The sequence below is a fragment of the Anaeromyxobacter sp. SG64 genome (assembly GCF_022690745.1).
Taxonomy (GTDB): domain Bacteria; phylum Myxococcota; class Myxococcia; order Myxococcales; family Anaeromyxobacteraceae; genus Anaeromyxobacter; species Anaeromyxobacter soli.
The window spans coordinates 1-11,839 of record NZ_JALCZB010000117.1; the positions used below are offsets into that span (position 1 = coordinate 1).

8 protein-coding genes and 1 pseudogene are annotated in these 11,839 nt (G+C 72.1%); 7 read left to right on the forward strand and 2 right to left on the reverse strand.

Going from position 1 to position 11,839, the window contains the following annotated elements; all coding sequences use genetic code 11:
- Positions 1-1,539: caspase family protein (locus tag MNZ29_RS21580; protein ID WP_242356673.1), on the forward strand; the 1,539-nt coding region annotated here is incomplete at its 5' end.
- Positions 1,532-2,479 carry a hypothetical protein gene (locus tag MNZ29_RS21585; protein WP_242356675.1) on the forward strand — a complete coding sequence of 316 codons (948 nt, stop codon included), beginning with the start codon at positions 1,532-1,534 and terminating at the stop codon, positions 2,477-2,479. The genes MNZ29_RS21580 and MNZ29_RS21585, both read left to right, overlap by 8 nt.
- Before the next feature lie 7 nt (positions 2,480-2,486).
- Here the strand turns inward: MNZ29_RS21585 and MNZ29_RS25160 are convergent.
- A pseudogene (locus MNZ29_RS25160) lies at positions 2,487-3,490 on the reverse strand (hypothetical protein).
- A 174-nt stretch (positions 3,491-3,664) separates the two neighbouring features.
- On the opposite strand from MNZ29_RS25160, the gene MNZ29_RS21600 reads away from it, so the two are divergent.
- The gene (locus MNZ29_RS21600) at positions 3,665-5,191 is read left to right on the forward strand and encodes an ATP-binding protein (RefSeq protein ID WP_242356681.1); all 1,527 of its coding nucleotides are present in this window, start codon (positions 3,665-3,667) and stop codon (positions 5,189-5,191) included.
- Positions 5,192-5,238: 47 nt separating this feature from the next.
- Here the strand turns inward: MNZ29_RS21600 and MNZ29_RS21605 are convergent, their stop codons facing one another.
- The gene (locus tag MNZ29_RS21605) at positions 5,239-6,612 is read right to left on the reverse strand and encodes an aminotransferase class I/II-fold pyridoxal phosphate-dependent enzyme (protein ID WP_242356683.1); all 1,374 of its coding nucleotides are present in this window, start codon (positions 6,610-6,612) and stop codon (positions 5,239-5,241) included.
- A 314-nt stretch (positions 6,613-6,926) separates the two neighbouring features.
- On the opposite strand from MNZ29_RS21605, the gene fdnG reads away from it, so the two are divergent.
- The 4 genes from fdnG to fdhE all read left to right on the forward strand — a co-directional run.
- A complete protein-coding gene (gene fdnG / locus MNZ29_RS21610) occupies positions 6,927-9,995 on the forward strand; it encodes a formate dehydrogenase-N subunit alpha (RefSeq protein ID WP_242356685.1) in 3,069 nt (1,022 codons plus the stop codon).
- An 11-nt stretch (positions 9,996-10,006) separates the two neighbouring features.
- Positions 10,007-10,879, forward strand: a complete 873-nt coding sequence (gene fdxH, locus MNZ29_RS21615) for a formate dehydrogenase subunit beta (protein ID WP_242341064.1) — start codon at positions 10,007-10,009, stop codon at positions 10,877-10,879.
- A gap of 3 nt (positions 10,880-10,882) precedes the next feature.
- Positions 10,883-11,563 (forward strand): formate dehydrogenase subunit gamma, encoded by a 681-nt coding sequence (locus MNZ29_RS21620; RefSeq protein ID WP_242341065.1) that lies wholly within the window; start codon positions 10,883-10,885, stop codon positions 11,561-11,563.
- Positions 11,560-11,839, forward strand: a 280-nt coding sequence (gene fdhE, locus MNZ29_RS21625; protein WP_242356687.1) for a formate dehydrogenase accessory protein FdhE, incomplete at its 3' end; no start/stop codon positions are given. The genes MNZ29_RS21620 and fdhE, both read left to right, overlap by 4 nt.

Below are 11,839 nucleotides of genomic sequence, written 5' to 3' on the forward strand. Positions count from 1 at the left end.
GCCGGAGCCGGCGCGGCGGAGCCGCACCGCTTCGCGCTCGTCGCGGGCGCGCCCGACGGCGGGCCCGGGACCGCGAAGCTGCGCTACGCCGAGCGCGACGCGCGCCGCATCCACGGGATCCTCACGCGCGTCGGCGGGGTCAGGCCGGAGGACGCGCGGCTCATCCTCTCCGGCAGCGCCGGCGAGCTCATGCGCGCGCTCGGAGAGCTTTCGGACCGCGCCGGCGCGGCGCGCGCGCGCGGCGAGCGCACCGTGCTGCTCGTCTACTACTCCGGGCACGCGAAGGACGGGGCGCTCCGGCTCGGGAGCGGCCGCGTGCCGTTCGGCGACCTCCGCGCCGCGCTCGAGGCCGCGCCCGCCGACGTCCGCGTGGGCCTCGTGGACTCCTGCCGCTCGGGGGCCATCGCCCGGGCGAAGGGCGTCCGCCCCGCGCCGGCCTTCGACGTCTCGGCGGCGGAGGAGGGGCCCCGCGGGCTCGTGCTCATCGCCTCGTCCGCCGGGGACGAGGACTCGCAGGAGTCGGACACCATCGGGGCGAGCTGGTTCACCCATCACCTGGCGTCGGGCCTCCTCGGCGCGGCGGACGCCTCCGGCGACGGGCGCGTCACGCTCGCCGAGGCCTACGCCTACGCGTACGCGCGCACCGTCGGCTCCACCGCCTCGAGCGCGGGGGGCGTCCAGCACCCGGTGTTTCTCTACGACCTCGGCGGCTCCGGCGATCTCGTCCTCACGGACCTCGCCCCGGTCGCAGGAGGGCTCCTCCTGCCCGCGGCCGCGGAGGGGCTCTACGTCGTGCTCGACGGCGCAGGCCGCGCCGTCGCCGAGGTGGCGAAGGGGGCAGGGGTGGAGCGGCGCGTCGCGCTCCCGGCGGGCCGGTACACCGTGAAGAAGCGGCTCGCCGACGACTCGGCGCTCCTCGTCGCGCCGGTGGCCGTGACCGGCGCCGCGCCGGCCGTCGTGGACGACGCGCGCATGGACCGGGTCCGGCTCGATCGCGACCCGCAGAAGGGCTTCTCGGGCACGCGCTGGGCCCTCCTGGCCGGGCTCGGCGCGCAGCGCTTCTTCGACCGCGCCGCGCGCGACGGGCTCTTCCCGCCCGCGGCGCTCGGCGGGCTCGAGCTCGCGGTCCGCGACGATCTCGGGCGCGGGCTCGCCTGGGGGATCGACGCCGCGCTGGGTGGCGGCGCCGGCACGCTGCGGATGCCGGGCGTCGAGCCCATCCCGGTGAAGTTCGCCGAGATCGCGGGGGGCGCCTCGCTCTGGAAGGACCTCGTCCTCGGACCGGTGGTGCTCTCGGCGGGCGCGCGGATCGGGCTCACGTTCCTCGGGCGCAGCTTCCCGGCGCGCGAGGAGCTGCCGAGCCAGACGTTCTTCACCGTGACGCCGGGGCTCGTGGGCGGCGCCGCCTGGCGCGTCTCTCCGCGCCTCGCCGCCGTGGCGCGCCTGCGGCTCTCGTACCTCTTCTACAACGTCGACGAGAACCGGAGCCTCGGGTTCGTCGAGGGGATGCTGGGGGTGGAGTATGCGCTCGGTGAATAGGCTGATCGTCCTCGCGCTCTGCCTGGGCCTCTGCGCCTGCGGCGACTACTCGACCGAGGACCTCCGGTTCCTGGCCGCCGTGCCGAGCCGCGCCGATCTGCGCGTGGAGGTCCCGCAGGACGCGGCGGCGAGCGCCGGAGCCTCGGCGCAGGTCGCGGCCTGCCCCACGCGCGCGGCCGACACGTGGCTGCGCGCCAAGCCGGAGTCGGACCGGCTGAACTCCGCGGTCGAGTTCCTGCTCGGGCTCGTGGACGTCGTCCGGCGCGAGCCGCCCTCCTGGAGGCAGGTGGACGCCCGGGGGTGGGGGCCGTTCCCCGACGGACGGCACCCGGGGCGCGAGCTCCGCGTGACGCTCCTGCGCCAGTACCCTGCGGGCCCGGAGGCGCCGCCCACGTTCGCGTACGCGTTCGACGCGCGCGTCTCCGGCGGCGGCGCCTGGACGACCGTGCTCGCCGGCTCGTTCGAGGGCGCGTCCGCCTCGCTCGGGAAGGGGACGCTCGGGCTCGACTTCGACGCGCTCTGGACGCTCGGGATGGCCGACGCCGGCACGCCGCGGGGGCGGATGGGCGTGGAGTACGACCGCTCCGCGGAGCCGGTGCGGATCGGGCTCCTCCTCGACCAGGACGGCTTCGGCCTCGCGCAGTTCGGCTACCGCTTCGAGGGCTACGCCGACCGGAGCGGCACGTTCACCTACGCGTTCCGGAACGCCCAGGGCGACCTGCTCGTCGCGACCGCCTCCTTCGACGCGGCGGCGGCGGGGCGCGCCGCGGTGGGCTTCCGCACCGTGGCCGGGGTCACGGGCGGCTTCCGCGAGTGCTGGGATCCCGCCGCGTGCCTCGTCTACGTGGACGATCCCGCGGCGTTCAGCTGCGGAGGCGCGTGGCCCTGCTCGCTCGGCGACGTGTCGGCGTGCCCGGCGGTGCCGTCGCCGCCGTTCTGAGGACGACTCACCCTGCGTGCGAGACGGTGAGGTAGACCATCGTCTGGTTCAGGAGCTGGTAGGCGATCTCGCCGAAGGTGATCGGGCCGACGATGTCTCCGGTGGTCCTGCCCTCGAGCGACGAGTTGACGAAGTTGACGACGCAGTTGCACGAGAGCGCGACGCGCTCGGCGATCCCGGTGGGGAGCGCCGAGACGAAGGCGTCCACGTAGTCCTCGATCGGTCGCGCGTGGCGGTATCGGACCCCCGCGAACACCGGAGCGTAGAAGCGGACCTCGCCGCGGGATGGGTCCACGGACTGGAAGCTCACGTTGATCGCCGCCCCGAGGTAGTCGGCGACGAGGGGCAGGCGCGTGTCGAGGCGCGTCTCCCGGACGTACTCGGCGAAGTTGCGCTCCCGGCCGTCGATCTCCGCGAGGGTCGCCGAGAAGCCGGTCGCCGGGAAGGTGATCGTGGGCCCGGTCCCCGCCTCGAAGATGTTGAGGATCGCGATCTCCGCGCGCGCGCCGGGCGGGAAGGCGACCTGCATCACGACGGCGTGGTGCTCCAGCGCCTCGGCCGTGGTGCCTTCGAACACCTTGGGCCTCGTCTTGCCGATCTCGGAGAGTGGACCCCGGAGATCCACCCGAACAGCGGGGCAGTGGCGAACTTCTCGTACCTGGGCGCGTTCAGCGCGAACGAGAGATGCACGCCGCTCGCGTACGGAGCGATGATCACGCCCATCGAGCCCGCGGGCAGGTCCGAGTACACGCGCGCGATCTCGCGCTCGTCGTAGCGGCGGATCGCGACGTACTCCGAGGGCGCGGGGAGCCGCTCGACGAAGATGCGGTGGCGATCGACCACGCCGCCTTCCTCGCTCATGAAGTACGGGATGGTCCCCCCGATCCACCTGCCCCTGGGCAGCCGGCTGAGGGGGGTCTCGTCCCCGGCGAGCAGCAGCGTCTCCCCTTCGCGGATCAGCGCCGCGACCTCGTCCACCTCGAGGAGATGCCCTTTCATCACGACGACCATATACCCGCAGTGGCGGGCTCCGCCGAACGCCAGGCGCCGGCACCGAGCGGGGTGAGCGCGTCAGGGCTGCCTTGACGGAGGGACGGGTGCGCCACGGCTGGGCGAGCGCGCCTCGCCGGCTCGCCGGACGCAGCTTTCGCCGAGACGCGGGACCTCGGAGGCATGGCAGCAGACATGAGCCTGCTCGCTCAGCAGCTCCGGCTCAGCGCGATGGAGGCGGAGGTGAGCCGCTTCCAGCGGTTCGCGAAGGACGCCCCCATCGGCATCCTCTTCATCAGCAGAGACGCCACCGTGCAGTTCGCGAACGACGAGTACCTGCGCATCGTCGGCCGAACGCGGGAAGAGTTCGAGGCCGAGCGGTTCCGGCTGGGGCCGGTGCGGCCGCCGGAGTGGCTGCACCCGGAGGTCGGCGCGCGACACGAGAGCGAGTGCGTGCGGGGCGACGGCACGCGGGTGCCGATCCTCGTCGGCCTCTCGATCCAGGAGGACGGCGTCGCTGCGTTCGTCATCGACCTCACCTCCGAGAAGTCGGCGGAGCGCGCGCGCCAGGAGAGCGAGGCGCGCTACCGCGCCATCGCCGAGCAGCTCGCGGAGGCCGATCGACGCAAGGACGAGTTCTTCGGGATCCTGTCGCACGAGCTCCGGAATCCGCTCGCGCCCATCCGGAACGCGCTCCACCTCCTCGCGCGCGCTCCGGACGACCCGGCGCGCGCCGCGCGGGCGCGCGAGGTCATCGATCGCCAGATCGGGCACCTCTCGCGGCTCGTCGACGACCTCCTCGACCTCACCCGGATCACGCGCGGGAGCATCCAGCTCGTCCGCGAGCGGCTCGATCTCGCGCGCGTCGTCCGCGACACCGTCGAGGATCACCGTGCCGGGTTCGACGCCATCGGCGTCGCGCTGATCCTGCAGCTGCCGCCGGCGCCGCTCCACGTGGAGGGCGACGAGACCCGGCTCGCGCAGGTGGTGGGAAACCTGCTCGCCAACTCGGCGAAGTTCACGCCGCGCGGCGGCGCGGTCACGGTGCGGCTCGAGGAAGGGCCGGCGCGCGCCGCGCTCCTCGAGGTCCGCGACACGGGGGAGGGGATCGAGCCGGACGTCCTCCCGCGCATCTTCGAGCCGTTCTCGCAGGCGGACCGCAGCCTCGCGCGCTCCCGCGGCGGCCTCGGCCTCGGCCTCAGCCTCGTGAAGCGCCTCGTCGAGCTGCACGGCGGCACGGTGAGCGCGACGAGCGCCGGCCGGGGCGCCGGGACGGAGGTCGCGGTGCGCCTGCCGCTCCTCGATCCGCCCCTCGCGGCGGCGGAGGCGGCGGCGCCACGTGCCCCGCCGCGCGTCGCGCACGTGCTCGTCGTCGAGGACAACGCGGACGCCGCGGAGACGTTGCGCGATGCGCTCGAGCTCGAGGGGATGGAGGTCACGCTCGCGTCCGACGGCGAGGCGGGGCTCGCGGCCGCCCGGAAAAGAGCGCCGGATCTCGTCATCTGCGACATCGGGCTGCCAGGGGACCTCGACGGCTACGGGGTCGCGCGCGCGATGCGGGCCGATCCCGGCCTGCGCAGGGTCCCGCTCGTCGCCCTGACGGGCTACGTGGGCCCCGAGGACCGGGCGCGGGCCCGGGAGGCCGGCTTCGACCTCCACCTGGGAAAGCCGACCCGGCTCGCCGACCTGCTCGGTGCGATCGGCCCGCTCCTGCCGGCGTGATCGCGCGCGAGGCGCCGCGCTCGCGCGGGCCCGGCGTCAGGCGTGGCTCACCGCCGGCGGCGCTCGCAGAAGCTCACGTGGAAGCGGCCGATCCGCTCCACCACCGCCTCGAGCTGCTCGACGGGCGGCAGGATGGTGGTGCGGAAGTGCCAGGTGCCGGCCTGCTGGCCGAAGCCGGCGCCGGGGACGACGCAGATGCCGGTCTCCTCGAGGAGCGCGAGGCACCACTCGGTGTCGGTCGCTCCCTCGGGCAGGGTGATCTGCGGGAACGCGTACATCGCGCCGGCCACCCGGTTGCACGAGATGCCGGGGATCGCGTCGAGGCCGCGCTCCACGATCGCGGCGCGGCGGCGGAGGCTCTCGAGGACCTCGCCCCGCTCTCGCGTCCAGGTCTCATGGGACGGCTCGCCGGGCAGCGGCGGCCGGACGAGCAGGTAGGTCACGATCTGCCCGACCGAGTTCGCGCACAGCGCGATCGACTGGAGCTTCGTGATCTCGTCCATCACCGCCGGGGGCACGTTGCGGCACTCGAGGTAGCCGCCCCGGTGCCCGCACTCGCCCAGGTAGCCCTTCGAGACGGAGTGGAAGCTGAAGAGCGAGACGTCGCGGAGGCCGAGCCGCTCGAGCACGCTCGCGAACGACACGAACCGGTCGCCGGGCAGGTAGACGTTGTCCTGGTAGACCTCGTCCGCGAGCACCGCGAGCCCGCGCTCGCGCGCGAAGCGGAGCACGTCCTCCACGTTCCTCGCGTCGAGCACGGCGCCGGTGGGGTTGCCGGGGTTGATGACGCAGATCGCCCGGGGCCGGATCCCGCGGGCGCGCGCCTGCTCGTACGAGCGCTCCAGGTCGGCGAGGGAGAGCCCCCACTGCGCCGCCTCGTCCAGCGTGTACGGCACCGCCGCGCCGCCGTAGAGCGTGATGGTCGCCGAGTAGAGCGGGTACTGCGGGGTCGGGATGAGGACGCCGTCGCGGGCGTCCGCGATGAGGAGCCGGAGCACCGACTGGACGCCCTTGCTCGCTCCGTCGGTGAGGAAGATCGCCTCGGGATCCGCCGGGATGCCGTCGCGGGCGTGGATGAAGTCGGCGATCGCGTCGCGCACGAAGCGGAGGCCCTTGCTCTCCGTGTAGGCCCCGAGGCCGTGCTCCGAGGCGCGGAGCACGTGCCGCGCGACCTCGACGGCGTCCGCCGGGAAGGTCCCGGCGGGCACGCGGTCGAGCAGCTCCGGGTACTCCACGAGCGCCAGCACCTGCCGGACCCATGAGATCGGCCGCTGGCCGAGGGCCTGGGGGTTCCCGATGTTGCAGTAGATGATCTCGCGCCCCTGGCGCTCGAGCTCCTGCGCGCGGGCGACGATCGGGCCTCGGACGGCGTACTGCGCCTCGCGCACCACCGGCGCGACGTCTTCGATTCGGACGACCATGACGGCGCAGGATACGACGCCCCGGCCGGAGCTGCGAGCCCGGGTCGCTCGCCGATGCCGGCGGGCCGGTGGAGGCCGCACGACGGCGCCTCTCGGGAGGTGGCTCGCGCTCCGCCCGGCGGTCGTCACGCGAGCGCGCGGAACGGCGCCAGTCCCTGCCATCCTCCCGCACCGCGCCGTCGCGATGCGTCATGAACGGCGGGCGATCAGCACAATTTGGTCCCGGAGCAGGATTCCCCAAAATTCCGCGACCTTCTGCCGCACACAGGGCCAGCATGCCAGGGCGGCACCAGGGACGATCCCGGAGACCATCCATGAACCTGTCTCGACGGCAGTTCCTCAAGCTGACCACGTCCGGAATCGGCGCTACCAGCCTGGGCGCCCTCGGCTTCGCGCCGGATCGCGTCCTCGCCGACGTCCGCAACTTCAAGCTCGCCTCCACGACGCAGACGCGGAACACCTGCCCGTACTGCTCCGTCGGGTGCGGCATCCTCATGTACGGGCTCGGAGACCGCTCGAAGAACGCGCGCCTCCGGCTGGTGCACATCGAGGGAGATCCGGACCACCCGGTGAACCGCGGCACGCTCTGCCCCAAGGGCGCGAGCCTGCTCGACTTCGTGAACAGCCCGCACCGGCTCAAGTTCCCGGAGTACCGCGCGCCCGGCTCGAGCGAGTGGCAGCGCGTCACCTGGGAGTGGGCGCTCGACCGGATCGCCCGGCTCATGAAGGACGATCGCGACAAGAACTTCATCGCGAAGAACGCCGCCGGCGTCCCGGTGAACCGCTGGACCAGCGTCGGGATGCTCGCCGCGAGCGCGTCCTCGAACGAGTCGGGATACCTCACTCACAAGGTGTTCCGCGCGATGGGGATGACCGCGCTCGACAACCAGGCACGTGTCTGACACGGCCCCACCGTGGCCGGTCTGGCCACCTCGTTCGGCCGTGGCGCGATGACGAACCACTGGGCGGACATCAAGAACGCCAACGTCATCATCGTGATGGGCGGGAACCCCGCCGAGGCGCACCCGTGCGGCTTCAAGTGGGTGACCGAGGCGAAGGCGCACAACAAGGCGCGGCTCATCGTGGTGGACCCGCGCTTCACGCGCACCGCCGCCGTCGCCGATCAGTTCGTGCAGATCCGCCCCGGGACGGACATCGCGTTCCTGGGCGGCGTCATGAACTACCTGCTCTCGAACGACGCCATCCAGCACGACTACGTCAAGGCGTACACGAACGCGTCGTTCATCGTCCGCGCCGACTTCACCTTCGACGACGGGCTCTTCTCCGGCTACGACGAGGCGGGCCGCAAGTACGACAAGGCGAGCTGGACCTACGAGCTCGGGCCGGACGGCTTCGCCAAGGTCGATCCGACGCTCCAGGATCCGCGCTGCGTCTACCAGCTCCTGAAGAAGCACTACTCCCGCTACACGCCCGAGATGGTCTCGTCGATCACCGGGGCGAAGCAGGAGGAGTTCCTCCAGGTCTGCAAGACCATCGCGTCCACCGCTCCCGCCGATCGGACCATGACGAGCCTCTACGCGCTCGGCTGGACCCAGCACTCGGTCGGCTCGCAGAACATCCGCTCGATGGCGATGATCCAGCTCCTGCTCGGCAACATGGGGATGGCGGGCGGCGGGGTGAACGCGCTGCGCGGCCACTCCAACATCCAGGGGCTCACCGATCTCGGCGTCCTCTCCGACCTGCTCCCGGGCTACCTCACGATCCCGAAGGAGACGGACAAGGACCTCGACGCCTACCTCGCGCCGCGCACCCTGAAGCCGCTGCGCCCGGGGCAGATGAGCTACTGGCAGAACTACCCCAAGTTCTTCGTCTCGCTGCAGAAGGCGTGGTGGGGCGAGGCCGCGACGAAGGAGAACCAGTTCGCCTACGAGTACCTGCCGAAGCTCGACAAGCTCTACGACCTCCTCGCGGTGTTCGACCTCATGCACCAGGGGAAGGTGAACGGGTACATCTGCCAGGGCTTCAACCCGCTCGCGTCGGCGCCGAACAAGGCGAAGGTGATCGACGGGCTCTCGAAGCTCAAGTTCCTCGTGGTGATCGACCCGCTCGTCACGGAGACCTCCACGTTCTGGAGGAACGCGGGCGAGTTCAACCCGGTCGAGCCCTCCAAGATCGAGACCGAGGTGTTCCGGCTGCCGTCCACCTGCTTCGCCGAGGAGGACGGCTCGCTCACGAACTCGAGCCGCTGGCTGCAGTGGCACTTCAAGGGGGCGGAGCCGCCCGGCGAGGCGAAGACGGACCTCGAGATCGTCGGCGAGCTCTTCGGCCGGATCCGCCGGCTCTACGCGAAGGAGGGCGGGACGTTCCCGGATCCGATCGTCAAGCTCACCTGGCCGTACGCCATCGCCTCCGCGCCGTCCGCCGAGGAGGTGGCGCGCGAGTACAACGGCTGGGCGCTCGCCGATCTCCCCGACCCGAAGGACAAGACGAAGATCCTGGTGAAGCGCGGCGACCAGCTCACCACGTTCGGCCAGCTCGCCGACGACGGCTCCACGGCGGCGGGCTGCTGGATCTACACCGGCAGCTACACCGACAAGAACAACATGGCCCGCCGCGAGACGGCCGATCCGAGCGGGCTCGGGCTCGCCCCGGCGTGGGCCTGGGCCTGGCCCCTGAACCGGCGCGTCCTCTACAACGCCGCCTCCTGCGATCCGACCGGCAAGCCCTGGGACCCGCGCCGCACGCTCGTGAAGTGGAACGGCGAGAAGTGGGTCGGGGCGGACGTGCCGGACTTCAAGGTGGACCAGCCGCCCGAGTCGGGGATGGCGCCGTTCATCATGAACCCCGAGGGCGTGGGGCGGCTGTTCGGCGCGGACAAGATGGCGGAGGGTCCGTTCCCCGAGCACTACGAGCCGTTCGAGAGCCCGCTCGCGCGGAACCCGATGCACGAGAAGCCGGTCGCGAGCACGAACCCGGCCGCGCGCATCTACGCCGAGGACAAGGCCGCGCTCGGGACGGCGGAGCACTTCCCGTACGCCGCCACGACCTACCGGCTCACCGAGCACTTCCACTTCTGGACGAAGCACGCGCGCATCCCCGCCGTGCTCCAGCCCGAGCAGTTCGTGGAGATCGGCGAGGCGCTCGCCAAGGAGAAGGGGATCCGCGACGGCGAGCGGATCAAGGTGCGCTCGAACCGCGGCGAGATCGTCGCGAAGGCGGTGGTCACCAAGCGCATCCGGCCGCTCACCGTGGCGGGCAAGACGGTCCACACGGTGGGGATCCCCATCCACTGGGGCTTCGAGGGGCTCACGAAGCCGGGCTACCTCGCGAACACGCTCACCCCGTTCGTCGGCGACGCGAACGTCCAGACCCCCGAGTTCAAGGCGTTCCTCGTGAACGTCGAGAAGCTCGGCGTGGCCTAGAGGAGGCGGCCATGGCGCTCGAATCGCTCGACATCCGCCGCCGCTCCGCGAGCCAGACCCGGGCCCCCGACGTACGGGAGCGCCTCGAGGTCGCGAAGCTCATCGACATCTCGCGCTGCATCGGCTGCAAGGCCTGCCAGGCCGCGTGCATGGAGTGGAACGACCTCCGCGACGACGTCGGCCAGCTGGGAGGGTCGTACGACAACCCCATCGACCTCACCGACCGCACATGGACGGTGATGCGCTTCTACGAGGAGGAGATCGCCGACAAGGGCCTGCAGTGGCTCATCGTGAAGGACGGCTGCCTCCACTGCGCGGACCCCGGCTGCCTCAAGGCGTGTCCGGCGCCCGGCGCGATCGTGCAGTACTCGAACGGCATCGTCGACTTCCAGCAGGACAACTGCATCGGCTGCGGCTACTGCCAGACCGGCTGCCCCTTCAACATCCCGCGCTACGGGGTCAGGGACGGCAAGGCCTACAAGTGCACGCTCTGCTCGGATCGCGTCGCGGTCGGGCTCGAGCCGGCCTGCATCAAGACCTGCCCGACCCAGGCGCTCAGCTTCGGGGCGAAGCAGGACATGATCGACATCGCGAACGCTCGGCTCGTGGACCTGAAGGAGCGCGGCTTCGACAAGGCGGCGGTCTACGACCCGCCGGGCGTGAGCGGCACGCACGTCGTCTACGTGATGCCCCACGGCGACCCGGCGCTGTACCGGATGCCGCGCGAGGCCAGCATCTCGCCCCTCGTCTCGCTCTGGCGCAGCGGGTTCGCTCGGACGCTCGGGGTGCTCACGATGGTCTCGGTCGTCGTGGCCGGGTTCTTCCACTGGATGAAGGTCGGGCCGGTCGATCCGGACGCTCGGCCGCCGCGCGAGGGGGAGTAGGCCATGGCGACCGAGATGCATCCGGGCACGCAGCACGAGTTCGCGACCACGCGGCCGCCCGACGCGGTGCAGCGCTACTCCACCGGCGAGCGGCTCACGCACTGGGCCGTGGCGCTCGCCTACGTCGTGCTGTTCCTCTCCGGCCTCGCCCTGTTCCACCCGTTCTTCTACTGGATCTCGCTCTGGTTCGGGACGCCGACGTTCATGCGGATCCTGCACCCGTTCATCGGGGTCGCGCTCGCGATCCTGTTCTTCGCCTACGCGGCGCGGCTCTGGCGCGAGAACCTGTTCTCCCCGGCCGACCGGCAGTGGCTCCGCCGGATGTTCGCGTACATGAACGGCCGCGAGGAGGCGCGCGTCGAGGGCAAGTACAACGCCGGGCAGAAGGCGATGTACTGGTCGATGGTCGCGATGGTGGTCGGCCTGCTCGTGACGGGGATCTTCATCTGGCGCCCGTACATCGCGCCGTCGATCCCGCTCCTCGGCCGCCGCATCGCGTCGGTGATCCACGCGATCTTCGCGTTCATCATGTTCGTCGGGATCGGCATCCACATCTACGCGGCCGTCTGGACGCGCGGGTCGATGCGGGCGATGACGCAGGGCTGGGTCACCCGCCGCTGGGCCCGCTACCACCACCCGGGCTGGTACGACAGGGTCGCGCGCGGCCGGGAGACCGTGCGTTGAGCCCCGCCGCGCTCCCGATCACGCCGGGCGACGCGCCGCCGCCGCTCCGGTTGCCGGAGCCTCCGCTCCTCTTCCGCGCCCGGGCCGAGCGGCTCGAGGCGCTCGCGAGCGGCCACGCCGCGGGCGACTGGCTCCGCTTCCTCGCGCGGCTCGCGCGCGGACAGGACCGGGCGGTGCGAGCGGTCCCCTCGGGCGTGATGCCTCGCCCCGGCGGCGACGGCCCGCCGCTCGCGCAGGCCGCCGCGCGGCGCGATCCCGCCTGGCGCGCGATGCTCG

Excerpts from the sequence above, each read along its gene's own strand:
- MNZ29_RS21620 (WP_242341065.1), top strand. The coding sequence starts at position 10,883 with ATGGCGACCGAGATGCATCCGGGCACGCAGCACGAGTTCGCGACCACG.
- fdxH (WP_242341064.1), top strand. The coding sequence starts at position 10,007 with ATGGCGCTCGAATCGCTCGACATCCGCCGCCGCTCCGCGAGCCAGACC.
- MNZ29_RS21605 (WP_242356683.1), bottom strand. The coding sequence starts at position 6,612 with ATGGTCGTCCGAATCGAAGACGTCGCGCCGGTGGTGCGCGAGGCGCAG.
- MNZ29_RS21600 (WP_242356681.1), top strand. The coding sequence starts at position 3,665 with ATGAGCCTGCTCGCTCAGCAGCTCCGGCTCAGCGCGATGGAGGCGGAG.